The 18,993-nt window shown below is 69.6% G+C and carries 14 protein-coding genes; 11 read left to right on the top strand and 3 right to left on the bottom strand.

Features of this window, described 5'->3' with window-relative positions:
- Window positions 1–5 precede the first annotated feature (5 nt).
- Both AC07DF_RS03600 and AC07DF_RS03605 read right to left on the bottom strand, forming a co-directional pair.
- The gene (locus AC07DF_RS03600; RefSeq protein ID WP_478966534.1) at window positions 6–842 is read right to left on the bottom strand and encodes a hypothetical protein; all 837 of its coding nucleotides are present in this window, start codon (window positions 840–842) and stop codon (window positions 6–8) included.
- A 54-nt stretch (window positions 843–896) separates the two neighbouring features.
- A complete protein-coding gene (locus tag AC07DF_RS03605) occupies window positions 897–1,187 on the bottom strand; it encodes a hypothetical protein (protein ID WP_478966536.1) in 291 nt (96 codons plus the stop codon).
- Between the two features lie 289 nt (window positions 1,188–1,476).
- On the opposite strand from AC07DF_RS03605, the gene AC07DF_RS03610 reads away from it, so the two are divergent.
- The 7 genes from AC07DF_RS03610 to AC07DF_RS03640 all read left to right on the top strand — a co-directional run bounded on the left by AC07DF_RS03610 (window position 1,477) and on the right by AC07DF_RS03640 (window position 12,221).
- Window positions 1,477–3,627, top strand: coding sequence for an ABC transporter family substrate-binding protein (locus tag AC07DF_RS03610; protein ID WP_478966538.1), 2,151 nt, complete (start codon window positions 1,477–1,479; stop codon window positions 3,625–3,627).
- 235 nt (window positions 3,628–3,862) lie between these two features.
- Complete coding sequence (gene typA, locus AC07DF_RS03615) at window positions 3,863–5,770, top strand: translational GTPase TypA (RefSeq protein ID WP_478966540.1); 1,908 nt, start codon at window positions 3,863–3,865, stop codon at window positions 5,768–5,770.
- A 608-nt stretch (window positions 5,771–6,378) separates the two neighbouring features.
- Window positions 6,379–7,992, top strand: a complete 1,614-nt coding sequence (locus tag AC07DF_RS03620) for a peptide ABC transporter substrate-binding protein (protein WP_478966542.1) — start codon at window positions 6,379–6,381, stop codon at window positions 7,990–7,992.
- A gap of 133 nt (window positions 7,993–8,125) precedes the next feature.
- Window positions 8,126–9,055, top strand: coding sequence for an ABC transporter permease (locus AC07DF_RS03625; protein ID WP_478966544.1), 930 nt, complete (start codon window positions 8,126–8,128; stop codon window positions 9,053–9,055).
- On the top strand, window positions 9,048–10,010 hold the full coding sequence (locus tag AC07DF_RS03630) for an ABC transporter permease (protein WP_478966546.1): 963 nt from the start codon (window positions 9,048–9,050) through the stop codon (window positions 10,008–10,010). Before AC07DF_RS03625 ends, AC07DF_RS03630 begins: the two co-directional genes overlap by 8 nt.
- An 11-nt stretch (window positions 10,011–10,021) precedes the next feature.
- Window positions 10,022–11,080 (top strand): ABC transporter ATP-binding protein, encoded by a 1,059-nt coding sequence (locus AC07DF_RS03635; protein ID WP_478966548.1) that lies wholly within the window; start codon window positions 10,022–10,024, stop codon window positions 11,078–11,080.
- Complete coding sequence (locus AC07DF_RS03640; protein WP_478966550.1) at window positions 11,073–12,221, top strand: ABC transporter ATP-binding protein; 1,149 nt, start codon at window positions 11,073–11,075, stop codon at window positions 12,219–12,221. Before AC07DF_RS03635 ends, AC07DF_RS03640 begins: the two co-directional genes overlap by 8 nt.
- A 240-nt stretch (window positions 12,222–12,461) precedes the next feature.
- On the opposite strand, the gene AC07DF_RS03645 is transcribed toward AC07DF_RS03640, so the two are convergent.
- Window positions 12,462–14,585 (bottom strand): prolyl oligopeptidase family serine peptidase, encoded by a 2,124-nt coding sequence (locus AC07DF_RS03645; RefSeq protein ID WP_478966552.1) that lies wholly within the window; start codon window positions 14,583–14,585, stop codon window positions 12,462–12,464.
- A 176-nt stretch (window positions 14,586–14,761) separates the two neighbouring features.
- On the opposite strand from AC07DF_RS03645, the gene AC07DF_RS03650 reads away from it, so the two are divergent.
- The 4 genes from AC07DF_RS03650 (at window position 14,762) to AC07DF_RS03665 (ending at window position 18,967) form a co-directional block, all read left to right on the top strand.
- Window positions 14,762–14,956 (top strand): hypothetical protein, encoded by a 195-nt coding sequence (locus tag AC07DF_RS03650; protein ID WP_010047829.1) that lies wholly within the window; start codon window positions 14,762–14,764, stop codon window positions 14,954–14,956.
- 62 nt (window positions 14,957–15,018) lie between these two features.
- Entirely contained in the window at window positions 15,019–15,879 is an 861-nt protein-coding gene (gene mshB / locus AC07DF_RS03655; protein WP_478966554.1) for an N-acetyl-1-D-myo-inositol-2-amino-2-deoxy-alpha-D-glucopyranoside deacetylase, read from the top strand.
- Entirely contained in the window at window positions 15,876–16,286 is a 411-nt protein-coding gene (locus AC07DF_RS03660; RefSeq protein WP_478966556.1) for a DUF6113 family protein, read from the top strand. Before mshB ends, AC07DF_RS03660 begins: the two co-directional genes overlap by 4 nt.
- A gap of 155 nt (window positions 16,287–16,441) precedes the next feature.
- On the top strand, window positions 16,442–18,967 hold the full coding sequence (locus tag AC07DF_RS03665; protein WP_478966558.1) for a hypothetical protein: 2,526 nt from the start codon (window positions 16,442–16,444) through the stop codon (window positions 18,965–18,967).
- The last annotated feature ends 26 nt before the right edge of the window (window positions 18,968–18,993 follow it).

An 18,993-nucleotide genomic window follows, 5' to 3' on the forward strand; every position in this document is an offset into this window, starting at 1 on the left:
CCTCATCAGAAGAACCGCGGATCGTCGAAGGCGCCGGACGCGACCAGATAGACGTAGAAGTCGGCGAGCGCCACGCTCACCAGCGACGCCCAGGCGAGCTGCATGTGCCGGGCGTTGAGCTTCCCGGCCCACTGCCACATCCGGTAGCGCACGGGATGCCTGGAGAAGTGCTTGAGCTTGCCGCCGACGATGTGCCGGCACGAGTGGCAGGAGATCGTGTACGCCCAGATCAGCACGATGTTCACCAGGAACACGAGCGTGCCGAGGCCCATGTGGCCCCACGCGTAGTTCTCGTCGCGGAAGGCGAGCACGGTGTCGTACGTGAGGATCCCGGCGACGAGGATCGCGGCGTAGAAGAAGTACCGGTGGATGTTCTGCAGGACCAGCGGGAAGCGGGTCTCACCGGTGTACTTCTTGTGCGGCTCGGCCACCGCGCAGGCCGGCGGGGACGCCCAGAAGCCCCGGTAGTAGGCCTTGCGGTAGTAGTAGCAGGTCAGCCGGAAGCCGAGCGGGAAGATCAGGATGATGATGGCGGGCGAGATGCCCCACCAGCTGCCGAAGATCTCCCAGTTCGGGCCGGCCTTCATCGGCTTGCACCGCTCCGCCAGGCACGGGGAGTAGAAGGGCGAGACGTACGGCGCCGCGTAGTAGTGGGCGTCGGCGAAGGCCCGCCAGGTCGAGTAGACGATGAAGGCCAGCAGGCCGGCGGCCGTGCCGGCCGGCGCCAGCCACCAGCGGTCGGTGCGCAGGTGCGGGGCGGTGATCGCGGCGCGCGTACCCGCCCGTACACCGCCGCTTCTGGGCTGGGGTTCGGTGGCGGGGGGTTCCGTACCAGTGGCCACGTGACGACTCCGGTCGGGTTCGGGGGAGGTGCCGGTCGTACCACTCCTGACCGGTCAGGGAGCGCGCCGGTCCCGGGCGCCGAGCCCCTCGTCGTCCGAGTCGCTCCACAGGGCGGAGTCGTACGGCGTGTCCGAGATGGTGACGAGCTCGGGGCGCTTCGGTGCGGCCGGCGAGGCGGCGGCGTCGCGCAGCAGGGCGACGCTCTCGCGCAGATGGTTGGCGTCGGCACGGACGCGGCGCATCTCCAGGCCGCCGGTGCCGAGCTGCTTCTCCAGGCGCCCCACCGACCGGAGCAGGTCGTCGAGGCTGCGCTGGACTGACGTCAGTTCGTCGTGAACGGACATGACTTGCCCTCACTTCCGCGGGTCCTTCGAGGCCCAAGGCGGCAACGTTCATGCGCCTGCGAGTGTTGCGCGTCACACCTTGTGCTGTGAAGGGATGTGCATCGATTGGCCGAGGCGCATGGGTGCGCCGTGCCGTGTATTGCTCCGCACGGGTGACTCTCCGCCGGTGACCGCCGTGTCGCCCTGTGTTGCCGAACCCTTTCCTCTTCAGTGGGCCGCATACATCAGATGAAATCCAAATACCGCCAAAAGTGATCATAACGCCCGCGGCTTTCCGGAGGTAGCACAGATGTCCCAGCACGGCGTCGGCCCGCGTGCGGTCTCGCGCTCGGTCGCCTTCCTCCTCACCGCGGGAGTGCTCGCGGTGCCCGCGCTCGCCGGATGCGGCTCCGAGGACCCGGCGGGCAAGCCGCTCGCCGGGCAGGACATCCAGCCCGCCGCCCGCGACCGGATCGCCGACGGCGGCACCCTGCGCTGGGCCGTCGACTCCGTGCCCGACACCCTGAACACCTTCCAGTCGGACGCCGACGCCACCACCACCCGCGTGGCCCAGGCCGTCCTGCCGTCGATGTTCCGGATGAACGCCGACGGTCGCCCGGAGCGCAACCCCGCCTACCTGGAGTCCGCCAAGGTCGTCGAGACGGAGCCCAAGCAGGTCGTCCTCTACAAGCTCGACCAGCAGGCCGTCTGGAGCGACGGCCGGGAGATCGGCGCCTCCGACTTCGCCGCCCAGTGGCGCGCCCTGTCCGGCAAGGACACCGCCTACTGGACCGCCCGCAACGCCGGCTACGACCGCATCCAGAAGATCGAGCGCGGGGACAACGCCCTGGAGGTCCGGGTCACCTTCAGCCGCCCCTACGCCGACTGGCGCTCGCTGTTCTCGCCGCTGTACCCGAAGGACGTCATGGGCACGCCGGACTCCTTCAACGACGGGGCACGCAAGAAGCTCAAGGTCACGGCGGGCCCCTTCCTGGTGAAGAAGCTCAGCCGCAAGAACGAGGAGATCACCCTCACCCGCAATCCGCGCTGGTGGGGCCGGCCGGCCAAGCTCTCCGAGATCATCCTGCGCACGGTGCCGCGCGAGAAGCGGGCCAAAGAGCTGGCCGCCGGCTCCATCGACCTGGCCGAGATCGCCCCCTCCGAGGCCCGCCGCATCACCGTCGCAGCCCGCCCCCGGGGCTCCAGCAGCCCGGTCATGGGCCCCGACGCGGACCAGAAGCCGCGCACGCCCAAGGCGGCCGCCAAGTACGCCCGGCAGCAGCAGGCCCTGCGCGGCTTCGAGGTGCGCAAGTCCCTGGAGCCGGCCTTCACACAGCTCGCCCTGAACGGGGCCGAGGGGCCGCTCACCGACGAGCGCGTCCGCAGGGCCGTCGCCCGCGCCCTGGACCGCAAGGAACTGGCCCAGGCGGTGCTCAAGCCCCTCGGACTGCCCGCCGTACCGGTCGGCAGCCACCTCGCGCTGTCCGGCCAGGCCGCCTACGCCGACAACAGCGGGGCCCTCGGCGGCCAGGACACCAAGGAGGCCCAGGCGCTGCTCGCGGACGCCGGCTGGGTGCGGGGCGGCCCGATCAAGGAAGAGAAGAAGAAGGGGGAGAAGGCGGCCGGAGCCGAGGGCGAGAAGGCCGGTTCCTCCGAGGACGGGTCGCGTGACGACGACGGCGAGTACATCGTCGGCTCGGACGACAAGGACCGGCAGGACGACAAGGACCGGCAGGACGGCAAGGCGCACCGCGAGACGGACCCGAACCACCTCGCCCAGGACGGTAAGCAGTACAAGCAGCCGCACCAGGGCGGCGCCCCCGGCGCGTACGCCCCCATGGGCACCGCCGCCCCGGCCGGCCGCGAGGCCGCCCCGCTCGCCAAGAACGGCAAGCCGCTCACCCTCCGCTTCGTGCTCCCCTCCGGGCCCGGCTCCCAGACGCTGCGCACGGTGGCCGACCGCATCGCCCGCATGCTGGAGCGCGTCGGCATCGGCACGGAGATCTCCAAGGTCTCCGACGAGTCCTACTTCAAGGACCACATCGCGTCCGGCCAGTACGACCTCGCCCTGTACTCCTGGCCCGCCTCCGCGTTCCCCGCCACCGACGCCCGGCCCGTCTACGCCAAGCCGGTCCCGGCCGCCGACGGTTCGCTGAACGTCGAGCAGAACTACACCCGAGTCGGCACCGACCAGGTCGACCAGCTCTTCGACCAGGCCGTGGCCACCCTCGACGAGGGCGAGTCCCGCTCCCTGATCCGCAAGGCGGACTCCCGCATCTGGGCGGCGGCCGGCTCGATCCCCCTCTTCCAGCGCCCCCAGCTCGTCGCCGCCCGCAAGAACCTGGTCAACGCCGGAGCCTTCGGCCTCGGCACGCCGGTCTACGAGGACATGGGCTTCCTGAAGAAGGGCGCGAAGCCGGCCTCCGGCCCGTCAGGCACTCCCAGCCCGTCCGGCGCTTGAGGACGAGGCCGTTCAGGCCGAAGCGGGGGCCTGGGGGCGGCAGCCCCCAGCAACCCGGGCGCGGACGCCGAGCACCTCATAAACAACGCTGACCAGCACCGACGTATCCCGGCTCACCCCAGCGGGAGCGGACCCGTACGATGGGGTGAGGCCGTGGCATGTTGAGCCCGGCAGGGTCCGCGCACCGCAGACGTCCGCGCAGGGCCTTCCTCACACTCCGGGAGTACGCCTTCTTATGGCCACGCGCCACGACATCCGCAACGTCGCCATCGTCGCCCACGTCGACCACGGCAAGACCACCATCGTCGACGGCATGCTGAAGCAGGCCGGCGCCTTCGCCGCGCACCAGCTCGAGGGCGTCGACGACCGCATGATGGACTCGAACGACCTGGAGCGTGAGAAGGGCATCACGATCCTCGCCAAGAACACGGCGGTGAAGTACCACCCGAAGGACGGGGGGGACGTCATCACCATCAACATCATCGACACCCCCGGTCACGCCGACTTCGGCGGTGAGGTCGAGCGCGGTCTGTCGATGGTCGACGGTGTCGTCCTGCTCGTGGACGCCTCCGAGGGCCCGCTCCCGCAGACCCGCTTCGTGCTGCGCAAGGCGCTGCAGCAGCGCCTGCCCGTCATCCTGTGCATCAACAAGACGGACCGCCCGGACTCCCGGATCGACGAGGTCGTCAACGAGACCTACGACCTGTTCCTCGACCTGGACGCCGACGAGGAGCAGATCGAGTTCCCGATCGTCTACGCCTGCGGCCGTGACGGCATCGCCTCGCTGACCAAGCCGGACAACGGCACGGTCCCGGCCGACTCCACCAGCCTGGAGCCGTTCTTCTCCACGATCCTGGAGCACATCCCGGCCCCGACGTACGACGAGGCCGCCCCGCTCCAGGCGCACGTCACCAACCTGGACGCCGACAACTTCCTCGGCCGTATCGCGCTGCTCCGCGTCGAGCAGGGCGAGCTGCGCAAGGGCCAGACGGTCGCGTGGATGAAGCGCGACGGGTCCGTCAGCAACGTCCGCATCTCCGAGCTGATGATGACCGAGGCGCTCACCCGCAAGCCGGCCGAGATGGCCGGCCCCGGTGACATCTGTGCCGTGGCCGGTATCCCGGACATCATGATCGGCGAGACCCTGGCCGACCCGGAGAACCCGGTCGCGCTGCCCCTGATCACGGTCGACGAGCCCGCGATCTCCATGGTGATCGGCACCAACACCTCCCCGCTGGTCGGCCGTGGCGCCACCGGCAAGGGCGCCGACAACAAGGGGGCCGTCAAGGACCGCAAGGTCACCGCCCGCCAGGTGAAGGACCGCCTCGACCGCGAGCTGATCGGTAACGTCAGCCTCCGCGTGCTGGACACCGAGCGCCCCGACGCCTGGGAGGTCCAGGGCCGTGGCGAGCTGGCCCTGGCGATCCTCGTCGAGACCATGCGCCGTGAGGGCTTCGAGCTGACCATCGGCAAGCCGCAGGTCGTCACCAAGGAGGTCGACGGCAAGACGTACGAGCCCGTCGAGCGCATGACGATCGACGTGCCCGAGGAGCACATGGGCGCCGTCACGCAGCTCATGGGCGTGCGCAAGGGCCGCATGGACAACATGTCCAACCACGGCTCCGGCTGGGTCCGCATGGAGTTCGTCGTCCCCTCCCGCGGTCTGATCGGCTTCCGTACGGAGTTCCTGACCCAGACCCGCGGCACGGGCATCGGCCACTCCATCCACGAGGGCTTCGAGCCCTGGTTCGGCGCGCTCCAGACCCGTAACAACGGCTCCCTGGTCGCCGACCGCGCCGGTGCGGTCACCGCGTTCGCGATGACCAACCTCCAGGAGCGCGGCGTGCTGTTCACCGACCCGGGCACCGAGGTGTACGAGGGCATGATCGTCGGTGAGAACTCCCGCTCCGACGACATGGACGTCAACATCACCAAGGAGAAGAAGCTCACCAACATGCGGTCGTCCACGGCCGACGTGACCGAGTCGATCGTCCCGCCGCGCAAGCTGTCGCTGGAGCAGTCGCTGGAGTTCTGCCGCGACGACGAGTGCGTCGAGGTCACCCCGGAGGCCGTGCGCATCCGCAAGGTGAACCTGGACGCCCGCGAGCGCGCCCGCGCCGCGAGCCGCGCCAAGCACGGCTGACGCCTCCCACCGCACGAACACGCCGGGCCCCCGCTGTGCGGGGGCCCGGCGTGTTCGTAAAGAAGGGGGAACGCAGAGGAAAGGGTTAGGGAAAACCCTCGATTTGGCGGGGACAGCCGTTCGGAACGCCCCGTTCCCACTACCCTGTCGCGGAAGCGCCGCACCCTGCCCTGATCCGGGGCCGTCCAACGGCCTTGCGACGCAGGCCTTCTGAGAGGGCGACAGCCACCGCTGGCACCCTGCACGGCGGCTACGGGAGTCGCAACCCGTTTATCTCATTCTCGCGTCCGGAATGCGGACACCCGTTACCGATAGATGTGTAACAAGTCCGTTTCGCAGGGATCTTTCACCAAACCCTTTGTCCGGATTTTGGAAGATGTATACGCGAGCTGTGATCGAACCGAGACCTCGAGGGTGTGGTTCGGCCCCAGTGTTTGGCAGATAGTTAGGCGCGTAGAGCTCGGATGAACGGGTCACTCGCCGACGGCGACGCCGACCCTCACGGGCGCGGGGGCACCTGACGATTTCCGGCACCGGACGACGGGCGGTGGCGGTGATCTGTCCTGTGCTCCCTTTGCGGTGAACCAATGACTTCATAGGAGGAACCCATGCGCGGTGCCAAGAGCGCCAAGTGGGTCGCGGGGGCGATAGTCGTCGCCCTGGCCGCCACCGCCTGCGGCGGCGACAGTGACGGCGAGGGGAACACCAAGGGTTCCGGGCCGGCCGGATACGTCTCTATCGACGTCGGCGAGCCCCAGAAGCCGCTGATCCCGGCTGACACCAACGAGACCAACGGCTCGTACGTCATCCAGTCCCTCTTCACCCAGCTGCTGGACTTCGACTCCAAGGGTGACATCGTCTACACGAACGCCGAGTCGGTCACCACCGACGACTCCAAGACGTGGACGGTCAAGCTCAAGAAGGGCTGGAAGTTCCACAACGGGGAAGAAGTCACCTCCAAGTCGTACATCGACGCTTGGAACTGGTACGCCAACATCAAGAACAACCAGCAGAACTCCTTCTGGTTCCAGGACATCAAGGGTTACGACGATGTCCACCCGGAGAAGGGTGACCCGAAGGCCGAGACCATGTCCGGTCTGAAGGCCGTGGACGACCACACCTTCACCATCGAGTTGAAGAACACCATGCCGTACTTCAACTACAAGCTGGGCTACAGCACGTGGGCCCCGCTGCCCAAGGTCTTCTACGACGACCCGAAGGCCTTCGGCCAGAAGCCGGTCGGCAACGGTCCCTACACCTTCGAGAAGTGGGACCACAAGAAGCTCATCCAGGTCAAGGCCTGGGACGAGTACCAGGGCCCGAACAAGGCGAAGAACAAGGGCGTCCAGTTCAAGGCCTACACGACGCTCGAGGCCGCCTACAAGGACGTCGTCTCCGGCAACCTGGACATGATCCGCCAGGTCGGCCCGACGGACCTGCCGAAGTACAAGCAGGACCTGGGCGACGGCGCCATCGAGCAGCCGTACGCGGCCATCCAGTCGCTGACCCCGGCGTTCTACTCCAAGACCTTCAAGGACATCGACCCGAAGGTCCTGCAGGGTCTGTCGATGGCGATCGACCGCGACACGATCACCAAGACGGTTCTGAACAACACCCGTACGCCGGCCAAGTCCTTCACGCCGCCTGGCGTCAAGGGCAACCAGGACCTGGACACCGACGTGTTCACGTACAACCCGGCGAAGGCCAAGCAGCTCATCAAGGAGGGCGGTGGCGTTCCGGGCAACAAGTTCACCGTCCAGTACAACACCGACGGTGGGCACAAGGAGTGGGTGACCGCGGTCTGCGAGTCCATCCGCAAGGCCACCGGTGTCGACTGCGTCGGCGACCCCAAGCCGGACTTCGCCACGGACCTCGAGGCCCGTGACAACGACCAGGTGAAGGGCATGTACCGCGGTGGCTGGGTCGCCGACTACCCGGTCAACGCCAACTTCATGAAGGAGCTCTACCACACCACCGCCGAGGCCAACAACGGTCGCTTCTCCAACAAGGAGATCGACAACCTGATGAACAAGGCGGACAACGCCAAGTCCCTCGACGAGTCGGTGAAGGCCTTCCAGGAGGTCGAGAAGAAGCTGGTCGAGCACATGCCGGCCATCCCGCTCTGGTACTACCGCATCAACGGCGGCCACGGTAAGAACGTCGACAACGTCAACGTCGACTTCCACGGTGACCTCGAAGTGTGGGGCGTCACCACCAAGTAAGAGGACCTCTCGGACCTCTTCCCCCTCGGCCGTAGACCCGCCGCCGCCCAGGTGGCGGTGGGAGGTGCATGGGGGCCGTCTCCTCATCAGGAGGCGGCCCCCGCACCTGCGTTAACCCCTCACGGAGGCACCTATGGGGCGCTATGTCGCACGGCGACTGCTCCAGATGATCCCGGTCTTCATCGGGTCAACCCTGCTCATCTTCTGCATGATGTACGCCCTGCCCGGCGATCCAGTCCGGGCGATGATGGGGGATCAGGCGTACGACCCGACGGTGGTCGCGGGCATCAAGAAGGAACTCGGTCTCGATCAGCCGCTCCTGCAGCAGTACGCGAACTACATGATGGGGCTGTTCCAGGGCGACTTCGGTACCCAGATCGCCAGTCAGCGGCCCATCGCGGACATCATCACCGACGCGTTCCCGGTGACGCTCAGACTGACGCTCTTCGCTTTCACCTTCGTCACGCTCGTGGGCATCGGCCTCGGTGTCGTCGCCGGCCTGCGGCCCGACACACTGCGAGACCGCGGACTGCTGACGCTGACACTGGTCCTCGTCTCGATGCCGTCCTTCGTGCTGGGCTTCCTGCTGCAGTATCTGCTCGCGTTCCAGTGGTCGGTGACCACACCCACGGTGACCGACTCGACCGACTTCGCCCAGCTCGCGCTTCCCGCCACCGTGCTGGCGTCGCTGTCGCTCGCCTACGTCGCCCGGCTGACCCGCACGTCGATCGCGGAGAACCTGCGGTCCGACTACATGCGCACCGCCGTGGCCAAGGGGCTGCCGCGCCGCCGCGTCATCGGTGTCCACCTGATGCGCAACTCGCTGATTCCCGTGGTCACTTTCCTCGGTATCGAGGTCGGCAACCTCATGACCGGCGCCATCGTGACCGAGGGCATCTTCAACGTGCGGGGTATCGGTGTCGAGATCTACGAGGCGCTCACCCGTCGTGAGGGGGCCACGGTCGTGGGAATCGCCTCGCTGATGGTGCTCATCTACCTCGCTGCCAGCTTGATCGTCGACCTGCTCTACGCGGTCCTGGACCCGAGGATCCGGTATGCCTGACAAAACCGTCGAGAAGAAGGTCGAAGCCCTTCCCGGTGACACCGCGAGCACCGCGGGCGTCGTCGTGACCGACGCCGGCCCGGCTCCCGACAAGGCGCGCAGCCTGTGGTCCGACGCCTGGCACGACCTGCGACGCAACCCGCTGTTCCTGGTTTCGGCCGTGCTGATCGTGTTCCTGCTGGTGATGTCGCTCTGGCCGGGACTGTTCACCAGCGCCTCGCCACGCGACGCCGACCTGGCCAAGCACTATCTGGGGAAGCCGAACTGGGGTCACCTCTTCGCCCCGGACTGGTTCGGCTACGACGTCCAGGGCCGTTCGATCTACGCGCGTGTCGTCTACGGTGCCCGTGCCTCGATCACCGTCGGTGTGGGTGTCACGCTCTGCGTCACCGTCATCGGCACGGTCATCGGCATGATCGCCGGTTACTTCGGCGGCTGGACCGACACCCTGCTGTCGCGGATGACCGACATCTTCCTCGGCATCCCGTTCCTGCTCGGCGCCCTGGTGGTGCTCAACTCCTTCGACGACCGCAGCGTCTGGGTCGTCATCATGGCCCTCGCCTTCCTCGGCTGGACCCAGATCGCCCGTGTCGCCCGCGGTGCTGTGATCACCATCAAGCAGGCGGACTACGTGGTGGCCGCCAAGGCCCTCGGTGCCTCGACGTCCAGGATCCTGATCCGGCACATCCTGCCCAACGCGCTCGCGCCCATCATCGTCGTGGCGACCATCGCGCTCGGCGGCTACATCGCGGCCGAAGCCACCCTGTCCTTCCTGGGCGTGGGCCTCGGTGACACGGCGGTATCCTGGGGCGGCGACGTGGCGCGAGGACGTGAGCAGCTCCGTATCGCCCCACACACCCTGATCATCCCGTCGGTGATGGTCTCGATCACGGTGCTCTCGTTCCTTATGTTCGGCGATGCGGTACGCAACGCCCTCGACCCCAAGCTGCGCTGAGGGAGGCGTACGTGACCATCATCGATGAAACGGCCGAGAGTCCCGCGCCCGACGGCGCGGCGGACGCTGGCCGCCCGCTGCTCGAAGTCCGCGACCTGCACGTGGAGTTCCGCACCCGCGACGGCGTCGCCAAGGCCGTCAACGGCGTCAACTACTCCGTCGCCGCGGGTGAGACGCTGGCCGTGCTCGGCGAGTCCGGCTCCGGCAAGTCCGTGACCGCGCAGGCGATCATGGGCATCCTCGACATGCCCCCCGGCCGCATCCCCAAGGGGGAGATCCTCTTCCGCGGCCAGGACATGCTGAAGATGTCCAACGAAGAGCGGCGGAAGATCCGCGGCAGCAAGATCGCGATGATCTTCCAGGACGCGCTGTCCTCGCTGAACCCGGTGCTCTCCGTGGGCTACCAGCTCAGCGAGATGTTCCGCGTCCACCAGGGCATGTCCAAGAAGGAAGCCAAGGCCAAGTCGATCGAGCTGATGGACCGGGTGAAGATCCCGGCAGCCAAGGAGCGCATCGGCGACTACCCGCACCAGTTCTCGGGCGGTATGCGCCAGCGCATCATGATCGCGATGGCCCTCGCCCTGGAGCCGGACCTGATCATCGCCGACGAGCCGACCACGGCCCTCGACGTGACGGTCCAGGCCCAGGTCATGGACCTGCTCGCGGAGCTGCAGCGCGAGTACAACATGGGCCTCATCCTGATCACCCACGACCTCGGCGTCGTCGCCGACGTCGCGGACAAGATCGCGGTGATGTACGCGGGCCGGATCGTGGAGACCGCTCCGGTGCACGAGCTGTACAAGCGCCCCGCGCACCCGTACACCAAGGGTCTGCTGGACTCGATCCCGCGCCTGGACCAGAAGGGCCAGGAGCTCTACGCGATCAAGGGTCTGCCGCCCAACCTGCTGCGCATCCCGAGCGGTTGCGCCTTCAACCCGCGCTGCCCCCAGGCCCAGGACGTCTGCCGTACGGACATTCCGGCGCTGCACCCGGTCGCCGAGCGGGACGGCACCGAGCTGGCCGGCCGCGGATCGGCATGCCACTTCTGGAAGGAGACGATCCATGGCTGAGCTCAGCAAGACCGACGAGCCGCAGGACGCCACACCGAACGTCTCCGAGGTCGAGGTCGTCAACGCCCGCTCCGAGACGGACGCGGTCGCCGCGATCGAGGCCCCCGTCGAGCGGGGCGAGCCGATCCTGCAGGTGCGCAACCTGGTGAAGCACTTCCCGCTCACCCAGGGCATCCTCTTCAAGAAGCAGGTCGGGGCGGTCAAGGCGGTCGACGGTATCTCCTTCGACCTCTACCAGGGCGAGACGCTCGGCATCGTGGGCGAGTCCGGCTGTGGCAAGTCCACGGTCGCCAAGCTGCTGATGATGCTGGAGAAGGCGACCGCGGGCGAGATCTTCTACAAGGGCCAGGACATCACCAAGCTGTCCGGGCGTGCGCTGAAGGCGGTCCGCCGGAACATCCAGATGGTGTTCCAGGACCCGTACACCTCGCTCAACCCCCGTATGACGGTGGGCGACATCATCGGCGAGACCTTCGAGATCCACCCCGAGGTGGCCCCGAAGGGCGACCGCCGCCGCAGGGTTCAGGACCTGCTGGACGTCGTGGGTCTCAACCCCGAGTACATCAACCGCTACCCGCACCAGTTCTCGGGCGGTCAGCGCCAGCGCATCGGCATCGCCCGCGGCCTCGCGCTCAACCCCGAGATCATCATCTGCGACGAGCCGGTCTCCGCGCTGGACGTGTCCGTCCAGGCGCAGGTCATCAACCTGATGGAGAAGCTCCAGGACGAGTTCAACCTCTCCTACCTCTTCATCGCGCACGACCTGTCGATCGTCCGGCACATCTCGGACCGGGTCGGGGTCATGTACCTCGGCAAGATGGCCGAGATCGGCTCGGACACGGAGATCTACGACCACCCGACCCACCCGTACACCCAGGCGCTGCTCTCGGCCGTCCCGGTGCCCGACCCGGAGTCCCGCGAGGGCCGCGAGCGCATCATCCTCAGCGGAGACGTCCCGTCCCCGGCCAACCCGCCCTCGGGCTGCCGCTTCCGCACCCGCTGCTGGAAGGCCCAGGACAAGTGCGCCCAGGAGGTCCCGCTCCTCGCGGTCCCCGAGCGCTTCAAGGGTGAGGACAACCCGGCGGCCCACGAGTCGGCCTGCCACTTCGCAGAGGAAAAGGACGTGGTCCACGCGGCCTGACCGCCCTGCGGTGACGTTGCTTACGGTTCCCGGTGCCTTCCGCTGAAGGTGCCGGGAACCGGCGTTCCCGGCACGCGGCAGCCCAAGTGCCCACAAACCCCCGCCAACTGCGTTAACACGCAAGCAACTTCGCCGACCCGGTCCCGATATACGGACACGTCAGGCTGAACCGCGTACGGCCGTGCGGGTGCCGTAAACGGGCCGGGGCGCGCCATGTCGTCCCGGCCCGTTGCCGTGCGGTCAGGCGGTGGTGATGCCCAGGGAGCGCTTCAGGAAGTCGACCTGGAGGAGGAGCAGGTTTTCCGCGACCTGTTCCTGCGGGGTGATGTGGGTGACCCCGGACAGCGGCAGGACCTCGTGCGGGCGGCCGGCGGCCAGGAGGGCCGAGGAGAGACGCAGGGCGTGGGCCACGACCACGTTGTCGTCGGCGAGGCCGTGCACGACCATCAAGGGGCGGCGCGGCTCGGCGGGGGAGGACAGCCCGTCGGCGGTGACCAGGGAGCTCCCCGCGTACGACTCCGGGTGCTCGGCGGGGGCGCCCAGGTGCCGCTCCGTGTAGTGCGTGTCGTAGAGGTGCCAGTCCGTCACCGGCGCCCCCGCGATGCCCGCGTGGAAGACGTCGGGGCGGCGCAGCACCGCAAGGCCCGCCAGCCAGCCGCCGAAGGACCAGCCGCGGATCGCCACCCGGGACAGATCCAGGGGATACCGCTTCGCGAGGTCCTGCAACGCCTCCACCTGGTCGTCGAGCGACAGCGTGAAGTCGTGGTGGATCCCCTTCTCCCAGGCGGGGGACCGGCCCGGGGTGCCGCGGCCGTCCGCGACGATCACCGCGAAGCCCTGGTCCGCGAACCACTGCGAGGTGAGGTGCGGGTTGTGCGCGGCGACCACCCGCTGCCCGTGCGGCCCGCCGTACGGGTCCATGAGTACCGGCAGTGGGGTGTCACCGGCGTAGTCCCGAGGCATAAGCACGGCGCACGGGATGCGGCGTGCGCCCCCCTCGGTGAGCGTCACGCGGGGGGACATACCCGGGTCTTCGGCGTAAGAGGGGACAGTCGCCGTCGGTTTCCCGTCGCGCAGCACCTGCACCCGCACACCTGGCCGATTCAGCGTCGCCGAGACCAGAACCGTGACGTCCCCGGCGCGCGCAGCCGTGTGCACGCCCGGCTCCTGGGACACCCGTTCCACGCCCAGCTCGTTCACCCGGTACACATGAACCTGGCCCGTCTCCGCCTCGCCGGCCTCCTCACCCGCGGACGCCGAGACCAGCACGTCGTCGTCGGAGACGTCCAGTACGGCCCGGACGTGCAACTGCGCTCCGGTGAGCGGCCGTTCCCCGACCGCCAGCACCCGCGCACCGCCCTCGTCCGCGATCCGGACCAGCTGCCCGGACGGGCTCCAGCACGGCACCCCGGGGAAAAGATCAAGCCATGTTCGATCTTCGTCAGCGTGCACCATCCGTGTCGCGCCCGACTCCGGATCCACGGCCAGGATCAACTGGCTGCGCTGATCGCGCGCCTGTACGAGCAGCAGCGGCGCGCCCGCCGCTGACCAGTGCACACGCGCCAGGTACGGATACCGCGCCCGGTCCCAGGCGACCTCCGTGCGCGACCCGTCCAGACCGATCACGAACAGCCGCACCTCCGCGTTGCCGGTGCCCGCCGCCGGATACGCCACCCGCTGCGGCTCCCGCCCGGGATGCGCCGGATCGGAGATCCACCACCGCTGCACCGGCGCGTCGTCCACCCGCGCCACGAGCAGCCGGTCCGACTCCGGAGCCCACCAGAAGCCGCGCGAACGCCCCATCTCCTCGGCGGCGATGAACTCGGCGAGCCCGAATGAGACATTCTCGGAATCAGGCTCGGCGAGCGCCCGGTCGCCGTCCCCCTCGGCGCCCACCACCCGCAGAGCGCCCTGCGCGACGTAGGCGATGTGCCGCCCGTCGGGCGACGGACGCGGGTCGATCACCGGCCCCGGGGTGGGCAGCGCACGCGCCGTCCCGGCCCGCAGCTCGGCTGTGAAAAGCCGCCCTGACAAGGCGAAAGAGGCCAGCTCGACGGCCGAGTCGGTGGCGTACCCGACGATGCCCGCCCCGCCCTCGCGGCTGCGCTCACGCCGTGCCCGCTCCTCGGGTGACAGGTCCTCCGAGGCACCGCCCAGCAGGGCGCCCGGGTCGGCGGCCACGCGCTCCCCGCCCTCCTCCGTGTCGAGGACCCACAGTGAACTCGCCCGGTCCGTACCGGAACCGGAGCGCAGGAACACAACTCGTGAACCGTCGGGCGCCACACTGAACGAACGCGGCGCGCCGAGCGTGAAGCGCTGGGTGCGGGCGTGCCGCCGGGGGAAGGAGTCAGGCTCGGTCGTCATGCCCTGACCATATTGGCCATGCGCCCCCTTGTGCGGCCGTGCGCCGATCGATGCGCACGGACGGATAGTTATGATCAATGTCGCATAGTGGGTATGAACCTGCTGGCTGACGTACGGATTTAATGCCCCCATAGTCCGACCCCCGCGCCCTTGTGGATCTTTGGAGGTGAGCCGCCGTGGCACTCTCGATTTCGGCGGTGGTGCTGCTGGCGATCATCGTCTTCTTGCTGATCAAGAAGTCAGGACTGAAGGCGGGGCATGCGGTCGTCTGCATGCTGCTCGGCTTCTACCTCGCCTCCTCGACCGTCGCTCCCACGATCAACGAGCTGACGACGAACATCGCGGGCATGATCGGCAGTATCAAGTTCTGACCGGCCGGGTCCCGCCCGCGGCCTCGTGAGCCGGGGTCGCGGGACCTCGTAGGGTGGGTTCCATGACGGAACTGCCCGACCGGCGTCTGCTGCTGGTGCACGCGCACCCGGACGACGAGTCGATCAACAACGGCGCCACCATGGCCAGGTATGCGGCCGAGGGTGTCCACGTCACCCTGGTCACCTGCACCCTCGGCGAACGCGGCGAGGTCATCCCGCCCGGGCTCGGGCACCTGACCGGCGCCGCGCTGGGGCAGTACCGCCGCCGCGAGCTCGCCGCCGCCATGGCCGAGCTCGGTGTCCAGGACGTCCGCCTGCTCGGCGGCGCCGGACGCTACAGCGACTCCGGGATGATGGGCCTGCCCGAAAACGACGACCCCGGCTGCTTCTGGCAGGCCGACGTCGACGAGGCCGCCGCACATCTCGTCGAGGTGATCCGCGAGGTACGCCCCCAGGTCCTCGTCACCTACGACGACGACGGCGGCTACGGCCATCCCGACCACATCCAGGCCCACCGCGTCGCCATGCGCGCGGCCGAACTCTCCGCCGAGGCCGGCCGTCCGGTCCGGAAGATCTACTGGAACCGGGTCCCCCGGCCCGTTGTGGAGGAGTCCTTCGCCCGGCTCCGCGACGACCTGCCCGGCCTCCCCTTCACCAAGGCGGCCGAGGTCGACGACGTACCCGGCGTGGTGGCCGAGGAGCGCGTCACCACGGTGATCGACGGCACCGCCCACGCCGCCGCCAAGGCCGCAGCGATGCGCGCCCACGCCACCCAGATCACCGTGGCCGAGCCGTATTTCGCGCTGTCCAACGAACTCGCCCAGCCGATCCTCACGACCGAGTACTACGAGCTGGTGCGGGGCGAGCAGGGCCCCGGTGAGCGGGAGACGGACCTGTTCGCCGGTGTCGAGGAGGTCTCATGAGTGACCGGAGCCCGATGCTCGCCCAGCCGCTACGGCCGCCGTCCGCCGCGCGGATCACCGCCTGTCTGGGATTCTTTCTGCTCGGGGCCGTGGTCGGCGTGGCCGGGGCGCTGGTGCAGCCGGCGTGGTTCCCGGGCGGACTGCTGCTCGCCCTCGCCGGGGAGGCCGGAGCCGTCCTGGGCGCGGCACGCGTCACCCGCGGCCGGATCGGGGGCGTCGCGGTCGCCGCCGGCTGGATGCTCGCCGTCATCCTGCTCACGGCCAGCCGTCCCGAGGGCGACTTCCTCTTCGCCGCGGGGAGCGGCTCCTACCTCTATCTGCTCGGGGGCATCGGTGTGGCTGTGATGTGCGCCACCCTTGCCCCGGGGCGGCAACCGGACGGCGGTCCCGTCCGACTTGCCAAGTGACGTACCACTTCGCCAGGACGTGCCCGTGGGGGTCCGGTGTGGGATTCCCGGCGGTCATGGGATACGGGCTAGAAGTGGCCAGTATGGTGGTGCGCGCCGCCGAGCTGCCCGCGTGAGGTTGTGTCGGGCGGCGGAGCCAACCGGGAGAACCTGCCTTGAGTCGTGAAACTGACACTCCGTCCTCCGGGCCCAACGGGCGCGGTGGAGCCGCCTACCCGTCGGGTACGCCGCCGTACGGGACCCCCGCGGTCTCCGACGCCGGTACGGACGCGGGCCGTTCGGCCGCCAGGCCGGAGGAACGCAAGACCGAGACCACGCTGACGACCCGGATCCGGATCAACATCCCTGGGTCGCGGCCCATTCCGCCCGTGGTGGTGCGCAAGCCCGTCGGGGAATCGGAAGGCTCGGGCGACACCGGGACGACCGGTGCGGGCCCCGGCAGCGAGGCGAGCGCCCCGGGTGCCGCCACCTCCAGGGGCACCGGCACGGTCGAGCCTCCCGCCGAGCCCGCACAGCCCGCCGACGACAAGCCGACCAGCGACTGGTTCGCGCCCCGCAAGTCGGGCACGGGCCCGGGCAGTCAGGGCAGCGGCTCCACCAACGGGGCCGGTATGCCGGACGGTTCCAACCCGGCGGCGGGCGGTTCCGGCGCGGGCGCCCCTGGTGCGGGCGCTCCCGGCGCGTCCGGCGCCGGTGCGCCCGGTGGGGCCCGGCCGGGTGCCGGGCGGCCCGGGGGCGTGGTCGGCTCCATGGGCGCGCCGGGCGGCTCCCGGTCCGGCGGTACGAACGGTGCCGGGCTCCCCGGCGGCGCGACCGGCGGACCCGTCGCGCCCGGGCACGGCGGCGGCACCGGCTCCTTCGACGTCACCGAGGCACTGGCGGCGGGCCCGTTGGGCAACGGTTCGCGTCCCGCCCCGGGCAGCGGCATCGGCAGCGGTGGTGGCGAACCGCGCCGCGACGAGCTGCCGTACTTCTCGGAGAACGACCGTGTGGGCCAGGGAGGCTCCGGCCCCCAGGGCCCCGCCGGCCCGACGGGCGGCCCGGTCACCGGGGACGGCCCGATGATGCCGCCTGCCGGTGGACCCGGCGCCCCGGGCGGCTTCACCGAGCAGAGCGGTCCCGACGCCTTCGCCGGACCGGGTGGACGGGGTGCCCCGGGCCGACCGGGTGGCCCCGGCGGTCCTGGCGGCCCCGGCGGCTTCAGCGAGCCGGGCAGGCCCGGTGGGCCTGGTGGCCCCGGAGGCTTCGACGAGCCCGGTCGCCCAGGCGCCCCCAGCGCCTTCAACGACCCCGGCCGGCCGGGAGGCCCCGGCGCGCCCGCCGGCCCCGGAGCCATAGGCGGTCCCGGTGGCCCCGGTCGCCCGGGCGCACCCGGCGGCCCGGCCGGCAAGAGCGGCCCCGGAGGCCCGGGCGGCCCGGGTACGGCCAGCCCCGGCGGCCCCGCCGGCGCAGGCGGACCCGGCCCCCTGGGCGGCGCCCCCGGCGGCGGTATGAGCGACGACACCGCCATCCTCACGCCGCAGAAGCCGGCCCCCGAACCGGACGGCCAGGGCTTCAGCCCCCGCCACGACAACGTCTCCGGGCACACCGTCACCAGCGGCATCCCGGTCGTACCGTCCGGCGCGGCCTCCCCGTTCGGCCCGGGCGCGCCCGGCGAAGGCCCGGTGCCGCACGGGGCCCCGAAGCTGCCCGAGCCGGTCTCCCCGCCCCCGGCGAGCTCCTCGAAGGCGCCGAAGAAGAAGGGGCGCAACAAGCTCGTACTGCTCGCGGTCGGCGTGGTCGTCGCCGCCGGTGGCCTCTACGGCGCCGGTCTGCTGATGAACCGCACCGACGTCCCCAAGGGCACCAGCGTGCTCGGCGTCGACATCGGCGGCACCACCCGCGACGGCGCGGTCAAGAAGCTCGACGCCGCCTTCGACGACCGGGCGGGCAAGCCGCTGAAGCTGTCGGTGGGCGGCAAGAGCGTGTCCCTCGACCCGGACAACGCGGGCCTCCAGTTCGACATGGACGCCACGGCGGACGCGGCGGCGAAGAGCGACTACAACCCGGTCTCCGTGATCGGCTCGCTCTTCGGCAACCACCGCGTCGTCACGCCCGTCATGCCGATCGACGAGGAGAAGCTGCACGCGTCCCTGGAGACCGCCGCGGGCGGCTCCGGTTCGTCGTCCGACGGCACCATCAAGTTCCAGGGCGGCAAGGCCGTCGCCGTCTACGGAAAGGCGGGCCAGGGCATCGACGTGGCCAAGTCGACGGCCGCTGTCGAGGAGGCCTACCGCACCCAGGTGGAGACCGGCACGGCCGGCGCGGTGACGCTCCCGACCACCACGCGGAAGCCGACGGTGTCGAACGCCGAGGTCGACCGGATGATGAAGGACTTCGCGCAGCCCGCGATGTCCGACCTCGTCACCATCCGTACCGACGCGGCGCACAGCATCGACTTCGGCAAGGTGTCCCTGCCGAAGATCCTGAGCTTCAAGGCCGTCGACGGCAAGCTCGTGGACACGTACAACCTCAAGGCACTCCAGGAGGCGTACGGCACGACCTTCCAGGGCGTGCAGATCGAGGGCGCGAGCGGCAAGCGCGACGTCCTGCCGCAGGACGTCGTCTCCGCGCTGCGCAAGGCCCTGCGCGGCAAGACACCGGCGGAGCGCGTCGGAGTCATCGAGACCAAGCCGAACTGACCTCGTAGGGTCCGGACGGACGAGCA

The organism is Streptomyces sp. NPDC044719, from assembly GCF_056433405.1.